This window comes from Bacillus sp. ISL-55, from assembly GCF_018613155.1.
GTDB lineage: Bacteria > Bacillota > Bacilli > Bacillales > Cytobacillaceae > Mesobacillus.
In genome coordinates this window covers 1-24,878 of sequence record NZ_JAGGQU010000066.1, presented here as the reverse complement: position 1 = coordinate 24,878, position 24,878 = coordinate 1, and the positions used below count along the sequence as shown (strand labels likewise).

Annotated in this window: 17 protein-coding genes and 3 pseudogenes; 13 read left to right on the top strand and 7 right to left on the bottom strand. The window is 40.9% G+C overall.

The window, feature by feature from the left end; genetic code table 11:
- Window position 1: 1 nt before the first annotated feature.
- A complete protein-coding gene (locus J7E32_RS22475; protein ID WP_214911795.1) occupies window positions 2-196 on the bottom strand; it encodes a hypothetical protein in 195 nt (64 codons plus the stop codon).
- 354 nt (window positions 197-550) lie between these two features.
- Between J7E32_RS22475 and J7E32_RS22470 the strand changes: the two genes are divergently transcribed.
- The 9 genes and pseudogenes from J7E32_RS22470 (at window position 551) to J7E32_RS22425 (ending at window position 11,600) form a co-directional block, all read left to right on the top strand.
- Complete coding sequence (locus J7E32_RS22470) at window positions 551-2,107, top strand: BCCT family transporter (protein ID WP_214911799.1); 1,557 nt, start codon at window positions 551-553, stop codon at window positions 2,105-2,107.
- Window positions 2,108-2,316: 209 nt separating this feature from the next.
- Window positions 2,317-4,365 (top strand): annotated as a pseudogene (locus J7E32_RS22465) (bifunctional diguanylate cyclase/phosphodiesterase).
- Between the two features lie 77 nt (window positions 4,366-4,442).
- On the top strand, window positions 4,443-5,132 hold the full coding sequence (locus J7E32_RS22455) for a DUF975 family protein (protein WP_286183743.1): 690 nt from the start codon (window positions 4,443-4,445) through the stop codon (window positions 5,130-5,132).
- 176 nt (window positions 5,133-5,308) lie between these two features.
- A pseudogene (locus J7E32_RS22450) lies at window positions 5,309-6,871 on the top strand (IS1182 family transposase); the annotation flags it as partial.
- Window positions 6,872-7,146: 275 nt separating this feature from the next.
- Entirely contained in the window at window positions 7,147-7,698 is a 552-nt protein-coding gene (locus J7E32_RS22445) for a DinB family protein (RefSeq protein WP_286183741.1), read from the top strand.
- 182 nt (window positions 7,699-7,880) lie between these two features.
- Window positions 7,881-8,417 carry an NfeD family membrane protein gene (locus J7E32_RS22440; protein ID WP_214911791.1) on the top strand — a complete coding sequence of 179 codons (537 nt, stop codon included), beginning with the start codon at window positions 7,881-7,883 and terminating at the stop codon, window positions 8,415-8,417.
- 11 nt (window positions 8,418-8,428) lie between these two features.
- Window positions 8,429-9,976: a flotillin lipid rafts scaffold protein FloT gene (locus tag J7E32_RS22435; protein WP_214911790.1), complete on the top strand. Its 1,548-nt coding sequence runs from the start codon at window positions 8,429-8,431 to the stop codon at window positions 9,974-9,976.
- A 242-nt stretch (window positions 9,977-10,218) separates the two neighbouring features.
- Window positions 10,219-11,127 carry a nuclease-related domain-containing protein gene (locus J7E32_RS22430; RefSeq protein WP_214911789.1) on the top strand — a complete coding sequence of 303 codons (909 nt, stop codon included), beginning with the start codon at window positions 10,219-10,221 and terminating at the stop codon, window positions 11,125-11,127.
- An 86-nt stretch (window positions 11,128-11,213) separates the two neighbouring features.
- Window positions 11,214-11,600 carry a hypothetical protein gene (locus J7E32_RS22425; protein ID WP_214911788.1) on the top strand — a complete coding sequence of 129 codons (387 nt, stop codon included), beginning with the start codon at window positions 11,214-11,216 and terminating at the stop codon, window positions 11,598-11,600.
- A gap of 397 nt (window positions 11,601-11,997) precedes the next feature.
- Here J7E32_RS22425 and J7E32_RS22420 read toward each other — a convergent pair whose 3' ends face one another.
- Window positions 11,998-14,835 (bottom strand): hypothetical protein, encoded by a 2,838-nt coding sequence (locus tag J7E32_RS22420; protein ID WP_214911787.1) that lies wholly within the window; start codon window positions 14,833-14,835, stop codon window positions 11,998-12,000.
- The gene (locus J7E32_RS22415; RefSeq protein WP_214911786.1) at window positions 14,832-15,719 is read right to left on the bottom strand and encodes an ABC transporter permease subunit; all 888 of its coding nucleotides are present in this window, start codon (window positions 15,717-15,719) and stop codon (window positions 14,832-14,834) included. Before J7E32_RS22415 ends, J7E32_RS22420 begins: the two co-directional genes overlap by 4 nt.
- Window positions 15,720-15,948: 229 nt before the next feature.
- On the opposite strand from J7E32_RS22415, the gene J7E32_RS22410 reads away from it, so the two are divergent.
- Both J7E32_RS22410 and J7E32_RS22405 read left to right on the top strand, forming a co-directional pair.
- Window positions 15,949-17,481: a carboxypeptidase M32 gene (locus J7E32_RS22410; protein ID WP_286183736.1), complete on the top strand. Its 1,533-nt coding sequence runs from the start codon at window positions 15,949-15,951 to the stop codon at window positions 17,479-17,481.
- Entirely contained in the window at window positions 17,423-18,124 is a 702-nt protein-coding gene (locus J7E32_RS22405; protein ID WP_286183734.1) for a TetR/AcrR family transcriptional regulator, read from the top strand. Before J7E32_RS22410 ends, J7E32_RS22405 begins: the two co-directional genes overlap by 59 nt.
- An 87-nt stretch (window positions 18,125-18,211) precedes the next feature.
- Here J7E32_RS22405 and J7E32_RS22400 read toward each other — a convergent pair whose 3' ends face one another.
- Both J7E32_RS22400 and J7E32_RS22395 read right to left on the bottom strand, forming a co-directional pair.
- The gene (locus J7E32_RS22400) at window positions 18,212-19,714 is read right to left on the bottom strand and encodes a potassium/proton antiporter (protein WP_214911784.1); all 1,503 of its coding nucleotides are present in this window, start codon (window positions 19,712-19,714) and stop codon (window positions 18,212-18,214) included.
- Between the two features lie 13 nt (window positions 19,715-19,727).
- On the bottom strand, window positions 19,728-20,282 hold the full coding sequence (locus J7E32_RS22395) for a tyrosine-type recombinase/integrase (protein ID WP_214911783.1): 555 nt from the start codon (window positions 20,280-20,282) through the stop codon (window positions 19,728-19,730).
- Window positions 20,283-20,427: 145 nt separating this feature from the next.
- On the opposite strand from J7E32_RS22395, the gene J7E32_RS22390 reads away from it, so the two are divergent.
- Window positions 20,428-20,898 carry a hypothetical protein gene (locus J7E32_RS22390; RefSeq protein ID WP_214911782.1) on the top strand — a complete coding sequence of 157 codons (471 nt, stop codon included), beginning with the start codon at window positions 20,428-20,430 and terminating at the stop codon, window positions 20,896-20,898.
- Between the two features lie 128 nt (window positions 20,899-21,026).
- Here J7E32_RS22390 and J7E32_RS23370 read toward each other — a convergent pair whose 3' ends face one another.
- Together J7E32_RS23370 and J7E32_RS23365 are read right to left on the bottom strand one after the other, a co-directional pair.
- Window positions 21,027-21,974: a methyl-accepting chemotaxis protein gene (locus J7E32_RS23370; protein WP_483297633.1), complete on the bottom strand. Its 948-nt coding sequence runs from the start codon at window positions 21,972-21,974 to the stop codon at window positions 21,027-21,029.
- Window positions 21,969-22,121 (bottom strand): annotated as a pseudogene (locus J7E32_RS23365) (HAMP domain-containing protein); the annotation flags it as partial. The gene J7E32_RS23370 and the pseudogene J7E32_RS23365, both read right to left, overlap by 6 nt.
- 1,193 nt (window positions 22,122-23,314) lie before the next feature.
- Between J7E32_RS23365 and J7E32_RS22380 the strand changes: the two are divergent.
- Window positions 23,315-24,631, top strand: a complete 1,317-nt coding sequence (locus J7E32_RS22380) for a hemolysin family protein (RefSeq protein WP_214911780.1) — start codon at window positions 23,315-23,317, stop codon at window positions 24,629-24,631.
- Window positions 24,632-24,878: the final 247 nt, after the last annotated feature.

Genomic DNA, 24,878 nt, shown 5'->3' with positions numbered 1-24,878 from the left:
GTCAGGCCCTCCAGCGCTTGTCGGAGTTGGACAGTCGCCTCCGCTTTTCGAATTGTCTAGTGTCGCCTCCTAGAAACTCCGAAACTTCAACTCCGCCGGCAGAAGCAAAAAGCGCTTCTTTGTCGGAGTCTCCAGTTTCTGCGTTTCTGGGCAGTCGGCTATACTTTTCGATTTCGGGCCTGCCAATGGAAGTCAAAGAGCGACTTCACTGTCAGGCCCTCTAAGGCACAGGAAGTGCAAACCCGACAGCCACAGGACGTGGCGTTCTAGTCGGGCAACGCTTATCGGGGCTGAACGAGGAGCTTGCGCTTTTTACAATGGATGGACGCTTAGGTTCTCTAAGCGTCCCTTTTTTGGCTTTATTAAGACCTGGAGTTATTTAGATGGAAATGGGATGTAAAAAATGTTTCAGCATGGATAATAGAGGGGAAAAGATTGCAGAATAATTACATGGCAGGATACCTATATTTTCCCATCATTATATTCCCATAGAAAAAGGTTAGAGGGATTTTTATACATAATGAAAAATGCATATTTTTTGGAGGCTGACATGATCAAGAATATTTTAACAAACTTTGTTTTTTCTGTGTCAGCTGCGGTGATTTTGTTGTTCGTCGTAGTTGGAGCTATTATGCCAAAGAAGTTTGGTGCGGTGGCTGGAGAATTATTTGGTTTTACAACAGTTAATTTTGGCTGGTTCTACTTGCTTGCAGTATTTATTATTGTGCTTTTCTTAATAGGACTGGCTGTCAGTAAATATGGCGCCATCAGACTTGGCGGAGAAGCAGAACGACCTGAGTTTTCCTTTTTTACCTGGATTGGAATGCTCTTTTCAGCTGGCTTTGGTGCTGGACTTGTATTCTGGGGAATCGCTGAACCAATGAGCCACTTTTTCAACACACCATTCGCTGATATTCAAGGGGAATCAAGAAGTGCTGCTAGAGTTGCAATGGGATACTCCTTTTTTCACTGGGGTGTGAGTCAATGGTCTGTTTTTGCGATAGTTGGCTTAGTAATCGGATTCCTTCAATTCCGTAAACAAAAAAATGGTTTGGTTTCTACAGCACTTGAACCGATTACAGGTACAAAACCAGCAGTGAAAAACACAATTGATACACTTGCTGTTGTCGCAACTGTCATGGGGATCGCCACATCCGTCGGACTAGGTGTCCTGCAAATGAATGGCGGGCTCAACGCTGTTTTTGATACTGGAAACTCAATCGGTATACAAATGATCATTATTTTAGTGATATTCATTGCCTATATGATTTCATCTTCTACTGGACTTGAAAAAGGGATCGCGATGCTGAGTAACTTGAATCTTGGAATCGCGATTGTGCTGCTGTTATTTGTATTGATTGCGGGACCAACAGTCTTTATCATGGAAAGTTTCACACTTGCGATTGGGGATTATTTTGCCAACTTCATTCAATACAGCCTAAGGCTGCAGCCATACCAGGAAGGGACCTGGACAAGAGATTGGACAATCTTTTATTGGGCATGGGCGATAGCGTGGTCTCCATTTGTTGGAGCGTTCGTTGCCAGGGTTTCAAAGGGCAGGACCATCAGGGAATATATTTTTGGCGTCATGGTCATCCCGCCTGTAATTGCCTGTCTCTGGATCGCTGCATTCGGCGGTACAGCATTATGGAATGACTTGAATTACGACACAGGCATTGCTGCGGCAGTGAACGCAGATTTAACATCTGCTTTATTCAAGACTTTTGAAGTGCTGCCGATGTCAACTATTCTTTCGATTTTATCTATTATATTAATTTTCACTTTCCTGGTAACATCAGCAGATTCAGCAACTTATATTCTGGCAAGTATGACCACTTCCGGAAGTTTGAACCCGCCAAGATTTGCAAAAATTGTTTGGGGCTCGCTAATGGCAGCCATCTCTGCAGTTTTGTTATATGCAGGTGGGCTCGAAGCCTTACAGACTGCTTCATTGATTGCTGCATTACCGTTTACAGTGTTGCTTCTGCTGTTAATGTTCGCGATTCTTAAGCTTCTGAAAAAAGAGCCACTGCCAATAAGGTCTGCAGATTTAAGGCGATTCAGGAGATTAGAGAAAGCTGCAAATAAAGATGAGGAACGCAAATAACTTTGCAAACCCATGTTAAATAAATTAAGATTTAGTGCGCTGCTGCCTGCAGCGTTTTTTTTTTTGCGAAAAAGTTGGCAAGAGAGCTTTCCACGGTTTATCGTCACTCCAAAGTAAATTAACTGTATGTCTATATTCAAAATAAAGAACTCTAGCCGATATAATTACCATAAACACCATGAAAATCAAATAAAGGATGTTAGCCAAACATGTTTTTTAGTCCCGAATCAGACAATATTGCTATTTTACAAGGAGAATATTCACTGCCAATTGTCTTTCTTTCGGTGGTAATAGCCTTCCTTGCTTCTTTTTCTGCCCTTTCAATGAATGAAAGAATCAGCAAGAATGGATTTTTCAGCCGGAATTTTTGGCTGACCCTTGCATCCATTGCGATGGGGCTTGGGATTTGGGCAATGCATTTCATCGGGATGAGTGCTTTTAGACTTCCGGTATCAATGCAGTTTAACGTTTCAAAAACGATATTATCCGTTTTTCCTGCAGTCATGGCCTCATACCTGGCGTTTTATATTTCCAATCGTATCAATGTAACTCGTTGGCCACAAATACTCGCTGGCATGATCATGGGTATCGGAATTGCTTCGATGCATTATATCGGGATGTCGGCAATGGAAATGGATATTGAATTTTCTTATCGGCCTGCCATTTTTGTTTTTTCCGTTCTGATAGCTATTATTGTATCCTATGCTGCCTTGTATATATTTACCAGCATGCAAAAATTTATGGGGAATTTTTATGTCAAGTTGATTACCTCCATACTGATGGGGATCGCCATATCAAGTATGCATTATACAGGTATGGAGGCGGTTGTTTTTTATACAGAGGGAACCGTACTTCCTGCAACTCAACATGGACATCATATGAATTTGCACATGCTAATCATTGCTGTGACGGTTGGAATAGGAGTAATATTGGTATTTTCCGGACTATCCAGCCTGCTTGACCGGTATGTTGATTTCCGTTTGAATCATTTCGATGCCTTGACAGGATTGCCGAACAGACGGCAATTCGAAAAAGTAATCAATTCCTCTTCAGCAGCCAGCATGGCGGTGATCCATTTACATGGACTGGAAAAATGGAATAGCCGATATGGTTACGAATTTGGTGATGAAGTCATTAAGTCAGTTAGTGAGATCCTTATCAGCCTAAAACCCTCATTCGGAGTGATTTACAGGATAGAAGGGAATCGATTTGCCTTAATATCAGAGGATGGACGAGATTATGAAAAATTGAAAACCTCCCTGGAAAGAATCACCGTGATTTTGAAAAAACCTTTAGTCATCAAAGATAAGAAATTAGTCATTAATATGGTTTGTGCCGTATCTTGCTCAGAGGAGAATGAACAATCTGATTTATTTTCCAATACGATGGCAGTGCTCCAGCAGTCTAACATTGCTTACAATCATGAAGTAATTGAATATGATCCTAAGATCCATACTTTCGCATTTGAACGGAATCTCATCCATGACATTGACAGGGCAATGGATGATGATGAACTTTATGTTCTCTATCAGCCAAAAGTATGTTCAAATATGAAAATGATCTTTGGTGTTGAAGCGTTGCTGCGCTGGAAGCATCCTGTGCATGGTATTATTTCGCCTGGTATTTTTATCCCGGTTCTCGAAGAAAACGGCAAGATGCATGAGGTAACGGATTGGCTCATCAACCATGTGTGCAGGCAGATTATGTTTTGGATGAATGGAGGAAACGAAGCTTTCAAAGTAGCGATTAATATTCCAGGTTCCTATTTTACATCGCCGCAATTGATGGAAACGTTGAAACAATGTACTGCGAAATATGAAATCGAAAGCAAGTATCTGGAACTCGAAATTACAGAGACGAGCGTAATCGATCAAATAGAAACTGCAATCAGGGCAGTAAGTATTTTCAAAGAATTTGGTTTCACTGTTGCACTCGATGACTTTGGAACGGGTGTATCTTCGTTATCCTATTTATAGCGGCTGCCGATTTCTACGTTGAAAATTGATAAGTCCTTTGTTGACGATGTTCCACAATCAGAGAAGGATTCAGCAATTATGAAAGCAATCATTAGTCTGGGACATTCATTGAAACTAAAAGTGGTGATTGAGGGCGTGGAAACCGAAGACCAGATGAATTTCCTGTCCGAAAACTTTGATAATCCAATCATTCAAGGTTACTACTATTCAATGCCGCTTAATGCTGTAGAGATAGTTGATTGGGTTCATACTCTAAAGAAACAATCAAGTGAGGTCTCGTAAATATTCTATGAATTTGTTCGTTTTTTAAAAATATAATTGGTGTGTATCTTTATTTTAGTTTTTTAGGAGGAAATTGAATGAATATATCTATTTCACAAATCAAAAAGAAAGCTCTTGCGACGTTGAAAGGAAAGTGGGGCATAAGTGTAGCCCTTACCTTTATAATCTTTCTGATTACGACTATAGTGCCGACGATTGTAGAAGTGCCTTTAAGCGGTGGGTTTTCTGAGTGGTTTAATCAGACTGAAACTCCATTGATTGCTGACCTGGTTAATCTTTTAATCTCGTTTTTGTTCATCCCAATGACTGTTGCCAGCTACTGGTTCTACCTTGTTATTGCCAGATGGAATGACCCGAAAATCTCCGATGTCTTTGCTGTATATAAAGAATGGGAGCTGTCACTGAAAGTTATCGGTACATCTATCCTTGTTGGGTTCTTAACGATTCTATGGTCATTGCTACTGATTATACCAGGGATTATCAAGGGAATTTCCTACTCACAAGTGTTTTTCATTTTGAGGGATAACCCACAGCTCTCTGCACTAGAAGCGATTACAGAAAGTAAAATCAGGATGAAGGGCTATAAGTGGAAATATTTCCTGATGAATCTTAGTTTTATAGGGTGGGTATTCATTGCGATCTTTACTCTAGGGATTGGTTTCTTATGGTTGACTCCGTATATCAGTACAGCCAATGCTACTTTTTATAATGAATTAATCGCCCCGCAAGACCATGAAGAGGCTAATCCAGCTGATTTGGAAAGCTAATGTATTAAAAGAGGCTGGGACAAAACCCAGTAAACTAAAATAAGAAGGCCCCCACGAACAGGACTGTTCGTGGGGGCCTTCTTTATATTTTTACTTTTTTCATTTTGTTAAAGAAAAATAAGGACAACCTCTGATAAAATTAGAGTTACCACACAATAACCATCGGAGGTGTCCTTATGTTTAAAGATTATAACATGAATCAAGTGATTTTGCCCCTGGACTTAGAAATCAAACTTCAAAAAAATGATATTTCCTTCGCAGTGCACGACCTCGTCGAGCAAATTCCACACCAAGCCTTCGCCTCGTTCATACGAAGCTCTGGCTGCCCTGCTTATCATCCACGTATGATGATGAAGATTATTCTATGTGCTTATACCCAGTCCGTTTTCTCAGGAAGGAAAATTGAAGCTCTCCTCGGCGACAGTGTTCGGATGATGTGGCTTGCCCAAGGTCATGAACCGAGCTACCGCACAATTAACCGTTTTCGTGTCTACCCTGAAGTAAAGGCACTTCTTCGTGAATGCTTTGTTCAATTTCGCTGCCACCTCGTTAAGGAAAAATATATTGATGATGAAGCGATATTCATTGATGGCACCAAACTTGAAGCCAATGCCAATAAATTCACGTTCGTTTGGCGGAAATCAGTGGAGAAATATAGCACTGATCTCATCGAGAAGTCGAATCAATTATATGATGAGTTAGTTGAAAAGGAAATTATACCGGAAATAGAACGGGAAAGTCCGGAAGTACTTTCTACAGAAGATCTGGCCAACGTCTTGGGGAAACTGGAAAAATCCGTTGAGGGAATTACTCAACAAATTGAAGAGAGCCAGGATGTGAATGAACGGAAGAAGCTTCGCTCAGCTCGTAAAATACCGAAGCAAATCCTCAAAAAGTTTAAGGATTTTGTTGGGCGTAAACAAAAGTATGAACAGGACATGGCCACTTTCGGGATGCGTAATAGTTATTCTAAGACAGATCGCGACGCCACCTTTATGAGGATGAAAGACGATTACATGAAGAATGGACAATTAAAAGCTGGCTACAATCTACAAATTGCCACCGAGGGGCAGTACGCACTTGCCTATGATGTTTTCCCGAATCCGACCGATACACGGACGTTCATTCCATTCCTGAATACAATCGAAAAGCACTTCTTTAAACTCCCAAAATATATAGTGGCTGACGCTGGTTATGGAAGTGAAGAGAATTATGAAGATGTCTTTGAAAACCGAACATCTACACCACTGATCACCTACAACATGTACCGCAAGGAAAAAAAGAAAAGCGCTCAAAAGAATGAATTCAATACGGCCAATTGGACGTACGACGAAGAAACCGATTCGTTTACTTGCCCAAATGGTCAACAACTCACATTCCGCTACCTATCTAACAAGACGGACCGAAACGGTTTTTCACGGGAGTTTAAGGTGTATGAGTGCGAAAGCTGTACCGGTTGTCCTTTCCGTTCTGAGTGCACTAAAGCCAAAGAAGGAAATCACCGGAAACTCTTACTAAATGAAAAATGGGAACAACAAAAAGAGAAGATTAGAAAACAGCTTTCAGAAGAGAAAACGGGTGAAATCTACGGCCGGCGTAAAATCGACGTAGAACCAGTTTTTGGATTCCTGAAGGCTAATTTGGGTTTCACAAGATTATCTGTCAGGGGCAAGGAGCGCGTGCAAAACGAAATAGGGTTCGCGCTCATGGCGGTCAACTTGAGAAAGTTGACTGCCAGGAACGCAACTTAATACGAAAATATAATAGAGTAATGAGAGAAAAAGGGGTTCGATCATCGAAATGATGATCGAACCCCTTTTTTATTAGTTTTGGCTAGTTATGTCCCAGCCTCTTTTGCATTCTTATCGAAATCTAATTGCTCCATTTCCCCGGCAGGCAGGACGGTCCGGATGTTCTATGTTGAACATCCCGTTCCAAATGGAAAAATATGAAGGATAATTGTGGAAAAAGTCGAATATTATTAAATCATGAAATATAAGAAATGAGGGGAAATATGGGAATAGACAGATCTACGTTATTTCTGGTCGATCAGAAAGAAGGGTTCAGTCCAACTTTCGGTCATTTGGTGTCAATGATGAATTACGCACGGTCCACAACCCTGGAAGCAGTGGACGGACTCACAATTGAGGAACTTGATTTCCTAGTCCATGATGAAGCGAACTCAATTGGTATGCTTCTTGGGCATATGGCTGCTGTGGAACGAATCTATCAAATTATTACCTTCGAAAAAAGGAATCCAACTGCGGAAGAGGAAGAAACCCTGGCAGCGGGTCTTGAACTTGGTGAAAAAGGAAGGGCGGCATTCAAAGGGTTTCCTCTGGAACATTACCTTGCCGACCTCCAGGCAGCACGGGAAGATACATTTTGTAAATTCCGGACACTATCTGATCAATGGTTGTTTGAGCAGACGAACTGGTGGTGGAACGAGCCGGGAAACAACTATTTTAAATGGTTCCATGTCCTGGAGGATGAAGTAAATCATCGTGGACAAATCAGGATGATTAAGAAGATTTATAGCAAGGAAAAGGAACAATTAGCCAAATAGAATAACTGTAAGAATCCGTGGTAAATACAAGGATTTTTTGCGGAATAAGTATTTACAGCTAAATTTCTACATATTTTCCAAAAAATTTTGAAACCAAATATCATGACAATCGTATTACATATCAAGAAATAAATGGAATAAGGGAGGGTGCTTGTTTCGATTTTAGCAAGGGGTGAGTAAAAATGGAGCTGTTTGGCATGCCATTAGAAACAATTTATTTTTACGGGTTGGTCATTTCTGGTGCGGTCACGATTATTTACTTGTTTTTCGGTGACGCCCTTGAGGGATTGACAGAAGGAATTCCTTTCGTAAATCCAACGTTAATTTTTTCTTTTATTGCGATTTTTACAGCAGGCGGGTATTTAGGTGAAGTTTTCACAAAGCTGCACAGTGTTTTGATTGCTGCTGCTTCAGCGATTATTGCTCTTATTCTAGTAACATTACTGAATGTATTTGTGCTGATTCCGCTATCCAATGCCGAGGAATCCCTTGTGTATAAAGAGAGTGACTTAAGAGGGAGGATTGGAACCGTCATCACTGGTATTCCGGTCGATGGCTATGGTGAAGTCATGATTGAGAATATCAGCGGACGCATCTCCAAACCAGCAGTCAGTTTTACAAAAACAGAAATACCTTATGGAAAAAAAGTACTGATCATCGATATTGAAAATGGAGTGTTGCAAGTCAAGTTGTACGAAGAATTAGAGACTTATATTTAGGGGGAAAAGGTATGGATCTTATGTTTATTGTTATTGGTTTTGTTGTTTTCCTTGTCATCGCTATGATAGCCGTATTCATCACCAAGTATAAAACGGCTGGTCCGGATGAAGCACTGATTGTAACGGGCAGCTTTTTGGGAAGCCGCAATGTTCATACGGATGAGTCGAGCAACAGGATAAAAATTATTCGTGGAGGCGGCACGTTCATCTTCCCGGTATTCCAGCAATCCCGCCCGCTCAGCCTGCTATCAAGTAAGCTTGAAGTCACTACACCTGAAGTTTACACAGAACAGGGTGTTCCGGTCATGGCAGATGGAACGGCGATTATTAAAATCGGGGGATCCATCAGTGAAATTGCCACTGCTGCTGAGCAATTCCTGGGAAAATCAAAAGAAGACCGCGAGAATGAAGCGAAGGAAGTACTAGAAGGGCATCTTCGTTCGATTTTAGGATCGATGACTGTAGAAGAAATCTATAAGAACCGTGATAAGTTCTCGCAGGAAGTTCAGCGTGTTGCTTCACAGGACCTGGCAAAAATGGGACTTGTCATTGTGTCATTCACAATCAAGGATGTCCGTGATAAAAACGGGTACCTGGATTCCCTTGGTAAACCTCGTATTGCCCAAGTAAAACGAGATGCTGATATTGCAACTGCTGACGCGGAAAAAGAAACACGCATCAAAAAAGCGGAAGCAGATAAAGAAGCGAAGAAGGCTGAATTTGAACGCGCGACTGAAATCGCCGAAGCAGAAAAAATCAATGGTCTAAAAATGGCTGAATTCCGCCGTGAGCAGGACATTGCCAAGGCTCGTGCCGACCAGGCATACGATCTGGAAAATGCACGTGCTCAGCAGGAAGTAACAGAACAGGAAATGCAGGTTAAGATCATTGAGCGCCAAAAGCAAATCGAGCTCGAGGAAAAAGAAATCCTGCGCCGCGAACGCCAATATGATTCTGAAGTCAAGAAAAAGGCTGATGCAGACCGCTACTCTGTTGAGCAATCAGCAGCTGCTGACAAAGCCAAGCAAATTGCCGAAGCTGATGCAAATAAATATCGCATTGAAGCAATGGCACGTGCCGAAGCAGAAAAAGTCCGTATGGATGGTCTTGCAAAAGCGGAAGCTGAAAGGGCGAAGGGTGAATCAGAAGCAGAAATCATCCGCCTGAAAGGTCTTGCAGAAGCAGAAGCGAAGGAAAAGATCGCAGAAGCATTCGAACAATTCGGCCAGGCCGCTATCCTCGATATGATCTTGAAAATGCTTCCTGAATACGCGAAGCAAGTTGCTGCACCACTTGGAAACATCGATAAGATTACCGTTGTCGACACCGGCGGCAGCGACGCTAATGGCGGAGCAAACAAGGTAACCGGCTATGCGACTAATCTGATGTCGACGCTTCAGGAATCACTAAAAGCATCATCCGGTATTGATGTAAAAGAGTTAATCGAGAATTTCTCAGGCAAAGCCAATGTAAGACACAGCATTGATGCTTTGGCAGGAGAAATACGTGAGAACAAGACCGAAAGCAAAGTTGAAAGTACTCCGAAGCAGGAAGAATAGAAGGGAAACCCGTCTTGGACTTTGACTCCAGGCGGGTTTTTTGCATTTACATTCAGGGGGCAACATTATATGGAATTATGATTGTAGGAGTTAAAGAGTGAATAATTCATTTTACATAGAAATTTAACGTATATTAGACTTGAAATCTAGAAGAATAAAGCTAGCAGAAAAAAGTTAACGAAAAATTCACAAATATAGGATGCCATTTGAATTAGAATAAGCTTAAAGAAAGGAAGTGGACTATGTTACTTAAAAAAAGAACTGAATCAGAGGAATTAGTAGGGCTGCGCTGTCTGAACACACGAATGGAGTTGGCAGCAAAGGATAAGTTTCATCTGTCGAATTTGGAAAAGGGGTATAGAGGAGAGATTGCATTTGACCGCCTGACTGAAAACCTCTCTGAAGAAAGGTATGTAATAGATGACCTGCTGCTCCAGGTGAATAATTCATTTTTCCAAATTGATAAGGTAGTAATCTCTGAGAGATTGATTCATCTATTGGATGTGAAATATCACGAAGGTGATTATTACCTGGAATCAGACCAATTGTACTCCGTGAAGAGCAGCCGAGAGTTCAAAAACCCAGTCTTACAATTAAAAAGAAGCGAGACGCTCTTTCGCCAACTGCTTCAATACCTCAAAATAAATTACCTCGTCCAGGCTTCAGTCGTTTTTAACAACCCGGAATTTACCCTTTATCAAGCCCCGATGGACCAGCCGATCATTTTACCAACCCAAATCAATCGCTTTCTAAAAGAACTTAACGAAACACCTTCCAAGTTGGACGAGAAGCATAAACTACTCGCCCAAAAACTGCTTTCCTTGCACCACGAAAAAAATCCATTTACCACTCTGCCTGAATATGATTATGACCAATTGGAAAAAGGTATGCACTGCAGGGCTTGTGGGTCATTTAATACTTTGATCAAAAACTATGATCTAGTCTGTTGTAAATGTGGTGAAAAGGAAAGGATTGATCAAGCCGTTCTAAAATATATCCAGGAATTAAAAGTGCTTTTTCCTGAAATTAAAATTACTGCGCAGGTTATCCATGAATGGTGCCAAGCTAAAATTAGCAGGAAGACAATAACTAGAGTTTTAAAGAAAAACTTTTTATCGACTGGTAGGACTTGTGATACTTTTTATGAATAGTTTAAAAATGTTCGGACAGGTTACAGTCTGAACAAGCAAAAGCAGTACGAAGTATCCCCCATGTTCAGACAGGATTCAGGCTGAATATGGAAAAGCTGTCCGAAGTATCGCCATGTTCGGACAGGATTCAGTTTGAACAAGGTGAAGTCTGTCCGAAGTATCGCCATGTTCGGACAGGTTACAGTCTGAACAAGCAAAAGCTGTCCGAAGTATCCCCTTGTTCGGACAGGTTACAGTTGGAACAAGCAAAAGCTGTCCGAAGTATCCCCGTGTTCGGACAGGTTACAGTTGGAACAAGCAAAAGCTGTCCGAAGTATCCCCGTGTTCGGACAGGATTCAGGCTGAACAAGCAAAAGCTGTCCGAAGTAGGCCCATGTTCGGACAGGTTTCGGTCTGAACAAGGAAAAGCTGTCCGAAGTATCGCCATGTTCGGACAGGTTACAGTTGGAACAAGCAAAAGCTGTCCGAAGTAATCCCATATTCGGACAGGTTTCGGTCTCAACAAGCAAAAGCTGTTCGAAGTATCGCCATGTTCGGACAGGTTACAGTTGGAACAAGTAAAAGCTGTCCGAAGTATCGCCATGTTCGGACAGGTTACAGTTGGAACAAGTAAAAGCTGTCCGAAGTAGTCCTGTGTTCGGACAGGATTCAGTCTGAACAAGCAAAAGCAGTCCGAAGTAGCCCAGTGTTCGGACAGGTTACAGTCTGAACAAGCAAAAGCTGTCCGAAGTACCCGATATTAGAACAAGTTTCAATCAAAATATGCATGAGATGTTTGTAGTTTCAACGCAAATTAACCTTTAGGATCGTTTCTTTGGCAATAAAAACCGCCTGAGCTCATCACGATCAAAGCTCAGGCGAACTCCCAAACTATTCTTTTACCTCAGGCTTTAGCCATCCCTTGAAATATCCTTTTGCCTGGGGATGACCTGCTTTTTCAAAAAGTTCAATTACATCATGTCCGGATGCATTTTTATTAGTGTACTCGCTGACATAGGTCTTCAAAGCTTTGTTTACTTTTCCGGCCTTTACTAAATAGTCCAACTCAGCATACATATTGTATCCGTGAATACCCATCAGCACTGAGTAATCATTAATATTTTTGAAGTCGCTTAGAGGGCTGCTTAAATATTGGCCTTCTTTTTGAATTCTTGCAATTTCGTCTTGCTGCTTTAATTGCTCTTCTGCAGTTTGACTAATCAAGTAGCCTTTTTCTCCCATATAAGTTTTCAAGGAATAGCTCACGAGACTTTCGTTTACCCATGGTTCTTTATATCCCTGGCTTCCGACCATGCCTGACAGCCATTGGCGAATCACGCCGTCTGTCATGGCTAGGGAAGTGAAGCTATTATCTGAAAAATTATATCCGGCTGTGAAGATCATTCCCTGGTAAGCCATTTGCGGATTGCTTTCCCCGGTTCGTATTATATCCAGTTCTTTATAAGGTAATGTTGTACCGTAAAACTCCTCGAAGTAATCAATCGATTGACCGGCACCCATTGCATTTCTGTTAGCGGTCTGCTGCTTGTCAATGGAAGGCCGATACCACACATTCACCAGTGTTTCATTACGAGTCATGAATCTTTCTGCTTGATAATATTGTTTATCCAATAGAACGACAGAAAAGTCACGGACATTCTCTACGTTGACGTGATATTTCTGATTTTCTCCGGCCTTTTCAATTTTAGCCTTCGCTTCCTCTGCATTCGAAAGAATCTCGTATTTTGCAGCAGCGTTTATCGTTACATCATAGTCAGCTGTTTCACTATAAAAAGGTTGACCGATTGGTGAATAGGGATCCAGGTTCCAGCCGTTTTTATCATATACAGCCTGTTTTGGCAGGAAGTTTCCGAGCCAGACTGCTGCATAATCATAGCTTGAATTACTGTAATTCACTGGGAGCTGGAAATTGAATTGAAGGTCAAGCTCGGCAGTTGCCTTGTCTTTCCACTCATCCATTTGAATTTCTAAAATAGTGCCTTCAACTTTAAAATCAGCTTCCTGATTATTCACTTTGATGTTTTCAATATCGATCCAGCCAGGTGTAGGTGATGGCCCTCGAACAAATTCCCAATCCGGGCCATCAATCGGTTCTTTAAACTGGTTAGGGTACAGGTGAAAATAAATCTTATCCTGGGGTGCACCGGTAGTATTCGTAGTGGAGACATGCAGTGTACCCTGCAATGTTGCCTCACCATCCTGATAAGTCAGGTCAGCCTTATATTGGACAGGCTCATGCTCCTTATTGGTATAACTGTAACTAAATAAGTCTTTATCTTCTTTTGGTTCTGTTGAAGCACCTACACTAGTTTCCTCTTTCTTGGCTTCTTCGTTTCCGAAAAACTCTGCATACGATAATACACCAGCCCATAAGACGAATGAGACCGTCAATAATGAAGTAAATATAGGCTTAGGATATTCTGAGATATATTCGCCAACTCTTAACGCACTCTTATCAATAATCCTGTACACCTTAAAACGGCTCAAATACCCGCGGAAATCCCTGAGTTTTTCGTGAATTATGTCACTAATATATATCTTCTTTTCATACTCCGCCTCAGGCTGCTCTTGCACGCCAACGATAACAAACTTTCTACTGAGGATGCTATCTTCTCTAGCGGCAGACGTACTAGCCCCTTGTTTAACAGGCACAATTCCGGCGATATGATCCTCGACCCCTTTTTTCATCCAATTTACGATGATCGCAATAAAAGCAATGATCAGGATCGGACTGTAGGCCATCCATGGGGCTCTTCTGATCAGCCAGAAGTTTTGGCCGGCCATTCCCGCTAGTTCGTTGGTGATCGATCTGTATATCAGCCGTGGTGTATCAGTCAAAGGCGTAGGGTGCGGGCCGCCTAAATACAATGAAAAAATCCCAAGGAACGTCAATAGCTGTAAGATTGATAGGATTTGCTGTGTAGCCAATAAAAGCAAATGAGATTTGATATTGGGCCATACATGCTTTTTTAAGGTATGGAACTTGCTGCCACCCATCAATTTTGAACTTAGCACATAAGGCTGTTTCTCAATTTCATCCATCATATCGAGGATGTAGTAATAGACACCGGGAAGGCCGACCAGCAGCATGATAACCAATTGATATTCCAGTATGACTATTGCTGATATTCCTGTCGGTATTGATGCCACAGGAAGCATTAAAATAATCGCGGCAAGCAATTGAGGAATATATCTGAATGGCCAAAAGAACGCACTGAAATACCGTTTAAAACCCGGATACAGTAATTTCGTTAAAAGCGCAAGTAATGTACCAACCAAAAGGCGGGCAAGCATGATTCCTAATATAGCGCCGAGAGTATACTTAACTCCAACCAGAACAAGATTAACCATGCTTCTTGCTCCCAAATCCGTCCCAAGTGGAAAGACTAACGATGGGGGAGCGGGCGGAGCCGCGACAAATTTTCCTTCATCATCGAAAATCAGCGGCTCATTGCTTTCTGGCATCAGTTCTGTGTTCCAGCTGATCAGGAACAATGCAATAAGTATCGTCGACCCAATAAGGAAATTCCGATGCTTGAGGTTATTAATGTAAGATATTAATTTCACAAACTTCCTGAAAGCAGTTTTCAAAAATACAAGCAACCAACTTTTTACTTTTGTCTCCCTGACAAGAAACCTTATACCTTTTTTGAAAATAGACACAATCAAAGCGATTGCAGATAAGAAGACACCCCAAATCCTTCTCATAAATCCATCCCCCGGACGCTTCCGAACTTTTTACCGATCAACGAAACGAATCTCTCTACAAGAATGACAGGAAGCATAAGAACGCCAACGTAAAAGAAAATAGTCACTGGAGAAGTGCTTTGCATCTGAAGCAGTTTATTTAGCTCCTTTATGTACCCGTCAAGGACAAACATGTGTTCAACGAGCACCAGGTTTGTTAAAACCATAAAGATAATAATCTTAAAATGGATAGAGACAACTGGCACAATATTGCGGGTTAAATGGGAAAATAGCAGCTGCATTTTCGATAACCCCTTTGCCTGGCCTAAGAGAATGTAATGTTTTTCAAACTCATCCTCCATTACTTTTATCAGGTATTGGGCAAAAAAAAGTGATGGCAGCAGGGAATTTATGATCATTGGAAAAATAAGTGGTTCCTGTCCGGCTAATCCATACATGGTAACCAGGCGGATTTGGAATTCCCTGTATAGAGTAAACAAAAACATCTGTATCATGAAAATAATCAGCAGATCAGGTATCCCCTCGAGGAAGTTAAGGATATTTTTCACTCTCGACCGTTGTTTGTATGGAAAATTCATAAATAAATAAGCGATTAAACTTCCGATAACAATTGAAAACATCAGACTTGCAAAAATAACCTCAAGCGAGTATGTATATCGGTCAATAACTGTTTCCGTGTTCCAGCTTTCGAAAAATTGCCAGCTGGCAGGCTTGAAAAATTGCATGACAGTATCTCCAAGCACTTTTAAAAAGGAAAACAGATTTACACCAAGGTGTTCACTGTCAGGTTCACGGAAGGCGAAAAGCCTCGGAAACACCATGAAAAATAAAAGACCCGCGATGGAGGTCAATAATAAAATTAGGTATTGTATAAATTTTTTCATAGGCTCTCCTTTGGAAAAATTTTCTTTAAGCTTTGACGGAGTTAAGTTATGAAAGGTTACAAGATTTTAGGAATATTTTTTAATAATTTTGTGATAATTGAAAAAACAATGTAATATGAATTATAATAAACCGACTGGATAGTTTATTTTGGCTCGGTATCCGGTGTCATTCAGGTAAAAACACCTGTAAACTTTTTTAATTTTTTTTAAGGAAAAAGGGGGAAGTGACATGGAACAAAAGGTAATGAACCAATCAATCATGTCTGCACTTGAAAAGTTCAATGAATTAGATGAGAAGATTACACATTTTAATAGTATTTTAGGTTTGCTGAGCTGGGACCAAAAAGTAATTTCACCGAAAAAGGGACGTGCCATTTTTGCCAATGCAAATGGGACACTTAGAACAGAAGCGTTCAAACTGACTGTATCTGAGGAAATGGGGGAGGCACTTGACACGCTGTCCACACCAGAAGCAGAGGAGTACCTTGATGAGGCGCTAAAGGCCAAGATTCGTGAGCGCATTAAATTTTACAACCGTTCAAAGAGTATTCCAGCTGAAATGATAAAAGAATTCTCTGTGCTAACCTCAAGGGCAAATGATGCCTGGGAAGAGGCAAGAGAGAATAATGATTTCGAAAAATACCTTCCATATCTTGAGAAGATCGTAGATTTCAAAAGAAAAGCTGTTGAAATTTACGGATATGAAAAGCATCCATACGATGCGCTCCTGGACGAATTTGAGCCTGGCTTGACTGTGGAAAAACTTGACCCTTTGTTTGTTAAATTAAGAGAAACAAGCACTGACTTACTAAGAAGAATTCAAGCGTCTACCTACAAGCCTTCTGTGGAAATATTCGATCAACCATATCCAGTAGACAAGCAAAAAGAGTTCAATCGTTATATCTTGCCGCTGATCGGCTTCGATATGGAAGCAGGCAGGCTGGATGAAACCGTCCATCCATTTGCGCAGACTGTAAATACCCGTGATGTGAGGATTACGACCAGGTATATTGAAGATAATGTCCGCTCAGCTATTTTTGGAACAATTCATGAAGCTGGTCATGGTATTTATGAACAAAATATCAATCCGGAATTTCAGGATACAGTCCTTCAGGAAGGTGCTTCATTTGGAATCCATGAATCTCAGTCGCGATTCCTTGAAAATATGGTAGGACGCAGTGAGGAATTCTGGAAATACTTCTATCCGAAGCTGCAGGAACATTTCCCGGAGCAACTTGGGAAAGTGGAATTGGATGATTTTTATCGAGCCACGAATGCTGTCCAGCCATCTTTTATCCGGGTTGAAGCTGATGAGCTCACCTATAATCTTCATATTATGGTTCGCTATGAAATTGAGAAGGCATTGATTGCCGGGGAAATAGAGGCAAAGGATCTTCCAGGAATCTGGAACGCAAAAATGAATGACTATCTAGGAATTACACCATCCAATGACAGTGAAGGAGTACTCCAGGATATTCACTGGTCTTTCGGAGGGCTCGGCTACTTCCCGTCATATTCTCTTGGGAATCTGTATGCGGCCCAAATTCTGAACAAAATCAAAAAAGATTTACCGGATTTCTATGAGAGTATCGAAAAGGGTAACTTTACAGTGATCCAAGACTGGCTGAGGGAAAACATTCATCAGTACGGCATGCTTTATACACCTAATGAACTGATTGTAAAAGCCACCGGAGAAGAACTGAATGCTGATTATCTGGTTCAGTATCTGGAAGAAAAGTATAGCAAAGTATACAATTTATAATGCAACGGAAAAGAATGAGGTAATTTATATGACGCCAATTGTTTCAGAAGAATATAAGGAAAAGAAGCGTCAGGAAATACTGGAGAGCGCTCATGTTTGTTTTGCTGAGAAGGGTTTTGAAGCATCGACTGTTGATGATATTGTCGCTCGTTCTGGCCTGAGCAAAGGGGCAATCTATAATTACTTCAAAAGTAAGGATGATATCTATCTTGCCTTGATGGAAGGCCAGACAAATAACTCGAGAAATAAATTTATAAAAGCGATAGCTGAGCGAAAGACAGCGCTGGATAAGCTCAACTACTTGATTGAAGCCTACCTGGATAACGATCCTAATGATGAAGAGAACAAGGGTCATGCGATTGTTCATTACGAGTTTAGATTGTACTCAACACGGAATCCGAAGTTGAAGGAAGTGTTGACTGAACGATATAAAGATTTCTTTGTTTCAATTCTTATAGGAATCATTAAAGAAGGCCAGACATCAGGTGAATTCAACAAAGAGCTAGATCCCGTGACATATGCCGATATTTTCTGGGCGATGGTCAATGGAGCTACATTGCAGGCAACCATACTTGAAAATTATCAATATAAACTGATATTAAAAGAAATGCAGAATATGTTCATAGAGAAATTAAGAATATAAATGATTAAAACCAGTGAGGTGCGTCCTCACTGGTTTTAATTTTATTTCGGCAGTTCAGTCCCAATGAAATTGACTTAAACAGCTATATTATTTCAGCTCTAGTGCTTCTTGCGAATATAGTGATTTTTCCTTTAGCAGCTTTTTCAGTTTCTGCTTGTTTTTTCGCCCGGACAGAATGTAAAGGAAGTCTCCAGCCATGATGACTGTGTTACCAGTAGGTGCAATCAGTTTGCCGTGGCGGATGATCGCATTCACCAGTGTCCCTTCTGGAAAGGGTATATCCATCAAGGTTTTCCCAACAATTGCACTATCGCTTTCCATTTCATATTCAATCATCTCAGCATCAGCTTTTCCGAGTGATATCAACTCAAGCGACTGCATCGGAATCGTTTTCTTAGGTCCGTTCAACCCCAGCTTATCAGCTAACAATGGAATAGTGGCTCCCTGAATGAGAGCACTCGTCAGAACAACGAAAAAGACAACATTGAAAATCTGATGGCTACCCTCAATCCCTGCCAGCAAAGGGAAGGTGGCGAGGATAATAGGGACAGCGCCTTTCAATCCCGCCCAGGAAAGGAAAATCCGCTCTTTTTGGGTATACTTCATTTTAATCGTTGAAAGGAACACTGCAACGGGTCTTGCTACCAAAATCAGAATCAAAGAAATCAGAATCCCTTGAATTAAAATGGCAGGAGAAAAAAGTTCTGATGGAAATACAAGGAGTCCAAGGATGACAAACATAAGAATTTGCATCATCCAGGCAAAACCTTCTGAAAACCGGAAAATAGAATGGCGGTAGGCAATTTCAGCATTACCGATCATAATGGCTGCAATATATACAGCCAAAAGCCCGCTGCCGTTAAGGAATGCTGTAATTCCATAAGTCAGCAATGCAAAAGCGGTCGCAAATACAGGATATAGTCCACTGGAATCTAGGTTAATGGAATTCAGTGCTTTTACTGCTATCTTTCCAAATATGATTCCCAGTAATAAACCCAGCCCCATCTGTAAAAAGAAATCCCCCATTAATTTCCAGATACTAGTATCTGGGATGGTAATCAGTTCAATCATTGCGACTGTTAAAAACACGGCCATCGGATCATTTGATCCCGATTCCGCTTCAAGGGTGGATCCAAGTTTTGGAGAAATATTATGGTCCTTCAGGACTGTGAACACCGCTGCGGCGTCCGTTGAACCGACTATCGCACCGAATAGTATGGCTTCAAGCCAGTCGAGGCCCAGGACCATTTTAGCAGCCGCCGCAATAATCCCGGATGTTATTAAAACCCCAATAGTCGCCAATGATAAAGAAGGGACGATCACCGGCCTGACATCCTTCCAATTTGTCTGCAGGCCGCCTTCAAACAAAATGATGATCAGCGCAATTACTCCTATCTTTTGTGTCAATGATGCATTGTCAAAATAGACGATACCCAGGACATCGCTGCCCATGACCATTCCGACCAAAATAAAAAAGATAAGGGAGGGAACGCCTAATCTAGTTGAAAATCTTGTAGTCAAAACCCCGACAATTAATAAAAAAGCTAAAAGCATGATGAATGAGTCCGTACTAATAATATGTTCAGGCAATAAAAACTCCCCCTTATAAATTGATATTTATTTTAACCGGAACCGTTTCCTGGTCCACTCCAATAAAATGCTTAGTTTCTGATGGAGAGGCGTGCTGCAGTCTTTTTTGGATGAGTGAAATTGCAACACCCTGGGAGTAGGCATGATAGCCAAATGTTTTCCTTAGAGTGGTCATTCCTACCGGTTCATCAATTCCGGCACTTTTGGCTGCCGCATTGATAATCCTGTAGGCTTGCTGTCTTGTGATTGGGTTAGTAGTTTTTCTCGACCTAAAAAGATAGTCTGTATCAATAAAAGAATTTTCATTTAGATATTCTTTTAGGGAGCGCCTTATAGAAGCATTTAAGTAAATGGGAGGATTGCAATTGAGAGGATTGGAAAGAAAGTCATTAATTTCGCCATCTGTATCGCATACATCGTGCACTCGCAGACAAAGTAATTCCTGAAGTTTGATTCCAGTATTGATACCAAGTAAAAACAAACAATAATCCCTGGTCGAGTAATTTTTGAGGAACTTTTTCATAATCATAATTTTCTTTTTCGATTTAATTGCACTTACCGTTTTCATTCGATTACCTCCTTAAGTAACTTAATTATATCTTAAATCAATTTTTGTAACATGAGTTTTGCTTGATCAAGATTTATTTGTTACTATGCTGTCAAATGTTATAATGAACAGAATCTAAAAATTTGTTATTAATCTGGAGGCAATTATGCTGACTTTTGAACAAAAACTTGCAATTATTGAATCATTTCCTCAACTTGAACGAAAAAGCGTCTCTTTAGGCCGTGTTAACTTTCAGTATGCTGAGAGCGTGTACGACAAGAAAAACGTTGTATATCATCTTCACCCGAATGGAAATGGGTTTGTCTACGGGGAATTTTTAGAAGGCTATAACCTTGACCCTAAAGGTATGGTAAATATCCGCGACTTTTCTGAGAAAGAGCTCAAAACGATTATTGAACAGTCGATTGAGTCTCTTTCGGCCAACAGCACGATTGAATCAGCCATCATAGAGGACAATGAAGAGGAACGTTGGATTAATTCAGAAAACCACACTTTGATTCTTGTTCATGAAGATGAAATGTGGAATGTGTATGCTGGTCTGAATCTTGACGGTACATTCCTTTCCTACAATGAAGCGAAACAATATTTGGAGGAAGAAGGATTCAGGAAAAGGTAAAAAAGGATGCCACAATGGCATCCTTTTTTCTATAGCAGATTATAAAATGATAACTATATGGCATTTTTTAGTTCAGCTTCAGCTCTTGTCTTGGCTGAAGGTGGCTTTTGCCCTATTGGTTCAGCAGCCTATAGTTTAAAATTCCCTGTCAGTTTTTCTAATTCCGTTGCTGTCCGCTGCAGGATCTTTGTTGTCTCGTTTACATTTTCTGCGATTCTGAGCTGCTCTTGTGTGGACTGGTCTGTCTGTCCTGTTCCTGCAGCAATCTGCTGGGATGCTTGAGAGACTGTATCAAGGGAATTCGTTATTTGTTCAAAAGCGATAACCTGCTGTTCAATGGCAGTTGCGATGTTATTGGAGTTGTCTTCAATCTCCAATGTTGTTTCATAGATTTCATTAAGTGTATTTTTTGCCTTAGCAGATAAGTCTTTATTGTATTGTACGGCTTCTCTCGTTTTTGCGATGTAGTCAACTGCTGTGCGAGTGTTCTGGACATTTTCGTTAACGATGGAAATGATAGTGGATGCTGAATTTGCGCTTTCCTCCGCAAGCTTCCGCACTTCGTTTGCTACGACAGCAAAGCCTTTTCCATGTTCTCCAGCCCTTGCAGCCTCAATGGCAGCGTTCAATGCCAACAGGTTTGTCTGATCAGAGATGGTATTGATGATTTTGACGAACTGTGTGATTTTGTCGGATTGTTTTTCAAGTACGGTAATAATGTCAGCCAGCTGGTTTGTATTTTCATCTACAGCTTCAAGTCCTTCGAGCATCTCGTCAATCCTTACGGTTCCTTCTTTTGAAGTTACCGTTGAATTTTTAGCTATGAAGCTTGCCTGCTGAGCAGATGCGTTGATTTCTTCGATACCGGCATTGATTTCTTCCAATGTTGCTTGCATTTCTTCAATGTTTGCGTTCTGTTCCTGTGTGCTTGCGGCCGCCTGCTGGTTGGCGGCTGTCAGCTCCCTGATAGCTTCTACCGAACTGGAGGCTACTTTTGATAGCCCAACTGTTTCACTTGAAACTTCCCTTGAACTTGTTTGCACTTGGGAAACGAGGGTTCTAAGGGAGGCAGCCATTGTATTGATACTTTCAGCCAGTGCTCCGATTTCATCTTTTGATTTAACGATGATATCTTCTTGTGACAAGTCACCTTTTGCAATGTTTGCTGTTAAAACCTTGATGTTATTCAGTGGTTTGATGAGCCTGGACACCAGGAAATACATAGCTGTGCTTGAGAGGGCGAGGATTATAAGAGATAAAATCCAAATGCCTGCGACCTCAGCATTTATCTTTTTATTTACCTGAGAAACGTCAAATTCGACACCATAAAGGGCAATTGTTTTCCCTGACATATCGGTGATTGGCGCAAAGCCGGTCATCTTTGATCCGTTTTGGGACTGATATATTTCAGTAGTTGTCCTTTTATTTTCCTTAAAAGCCGCTAGGGCTGCTGAATCAAAAGCCTTGCCGCCAGAATAATTTGAACCATATGTAATATCCTTGGACATCATTGCTGAGCTCATTGTTGGGATTGTGAATTTATTCCCATCCATCGTGACCAAATAAAGATTATGTATTAATGGGTTTTCTTTTAGTATTTGGTCCATTTGTTTCTGCATTGAGGTGACACCTGGATTGTTTTTGGAAGGATTGTCAATGATTGTTTTCGCTTTCCCTGCAGAAACCTGATCCGATAACAAGCTTGATATTGTATTAAGCTCTGCCATCATCGAATCCATGTTGCTAGTCCTGATGGTGTATTGAGCATAGAAGGTTGTAGCCAATGCAAGGAGCAGCATTGAAATTATGCTTAAAGATACAATCTTTAGTTTAAGACTCAAATTTCTGTTGGAATTTTTTTTGCTTGATTTCTTGGCAGTCACGGCTTTTTTTACCGTTTTCTTCTTCTTCTTCTTTTTGAAAAGCAATTTGTCCACTCCCTCTGATCTTCGTAGGCGATAAAATTTCTTCGAGAACAACTTTACGATGCAGGAATCTTTAAGAATCGGGTTGCATGCTGAATTGTTCTCATATTATTGTTATTTTCGGCAATTTTCAAAATTAGTTAAGAGAAACAGGCTAATTAGTCGTATATTTTTGTTTTCGCCTGTAGTGATGGAAGGGCTTTGGCAGCGGCATTTACATCTCTATTTGTGAAATCCTTTCTTGGTGATAATGGGAAGTACAGGCGAATGAACCTGTATACCTGCTTTTCATCTCCCGGATACTTACAAAAAGTGTGGATTGATTCACGTTTTTCATCTATTATGCGTTAGCTGTTTGTTATAAGGGTATAATTTAAAAAATGGACAAAAAACATGGTGCTGCAGGAATTAATTCCTTTGCTCATCATTCCGTTTTGAATGGAGTACTGTCTTCTAGGAGGTGACTGCCTTACGAATGTAGGGCTTGCCCATTGATTATTACAAATTTGGTCTTAGTTGTGTTATTAATTGCGTTAACTGGCTTTTTCGTAGCGACAGAGTTTGCCATTGTAAAAGTGAGAAGTTCAAAAATTGATCAGCTCATCGCCGAAGGTAGAAAAGGAGCACAATCGGCAAAGCACGTGGTAACACATCTCGATGAGTATTTATCGGCTTGTCAACTTGGGATTACGATTACAGCTCTCGGCCTTGGTTGGCTGGGGGAACCGACAATTGAAGAGATGCTTCATCCCGTTTTTGAAAACTTTCATCTTAATTCGTCATTATCCGGTATTTTATCGTTTGGAATCGCCTTTGCTTCGATCACTTTTTTGCATGTGGTAGTGGGGGAGCTGGCTCCAAAGACGGTCGCAATCCAAAAAGCGGAGGCAATCACCCTTGCTTTTTCCGAACCAATAATCTGGTTCTATAAGATTATGTATCCTTTCATATGGGTGTTGAACGGTTCTGCCAGGCTTCTTGTCGGACTGTTTGGCTTAAAGTCCGCATCTGAGCATGAAATGGCCCACTCTGAGGAAGAGCTCCGCATTCTGTTGTCGGAGAGCTATGAAAGTGGAGAGATCAATCAAAATGAACTGAACTATGTTAATAATATATTTGAGTTTGATGAGCGAATAGCAAAAGAAATCATGGTGCCCCGGACTGAAATTGCCACGTTTGATATTTCGGATGATATCGATACGATTATTGAAGTGATCCAAAGAGAGAAATATACACGATATCCAGTTATAGATGGCGAGAAGGATAATATCGTAGGGATGATCAACATCAAGGAGATACTCACTGCTAAATTGACACGTAAAGATCTTCAAAAAGAATCGATTCTCTCATCATTTATTAAGCCTGTCATCAGAGTAATCGAAACCATTCCAATCCATGATTTGCTTGTCAAAATGCAGAAAGAACGCATCCATATGGCCATCTTGATTGATGAATATGGCGGCACATCCGGACTGGTGACTGTCGAGGATATACTTGAAGAAATTGTAGGAGACATCCGTGATGAATTTGATGTGGACGAAATTGCCGAAATCAGAAAAGTAAATGAAAACCACTATCTATTCAGCTCAAGAGTTTTGATTGATGAAGTAAATGACCTATTAGGAATCTATATATCAGAAGAAGAAGTAGATACGATAGGCGGGTGGTTCATGACAAAGAACATCGATGCCGAAATTGGTGATGAAATCGAAGAACAAGGCTATATTTTCAAGATTATCGAGATTGACGAATATCATATTGCCTACTTAGAGGTTATAAAAATGGACGAAGATGAAAAGCCGGACTGATGATTCCGGCTTTTTCTTTTTGCTTTAGGCTCTGTTAAAGCTAAATGTTGTTTTTACATCCTGTTGATTGTAGTGGAAGGCGCGAAGACTCCTGCGGGATAAGAAGTCATGGGGAGACCCCGGAGGCGCTTAAGCGCTGAGTGGGCTCCCCGACTGCAAGGAAGAATTTGATCTTTGAAAAATCCGGCATTAGGGATTTTTCATAATTCTTCCCCGCGGAAAGCGAACGTATTGTCAAAACTTTTAT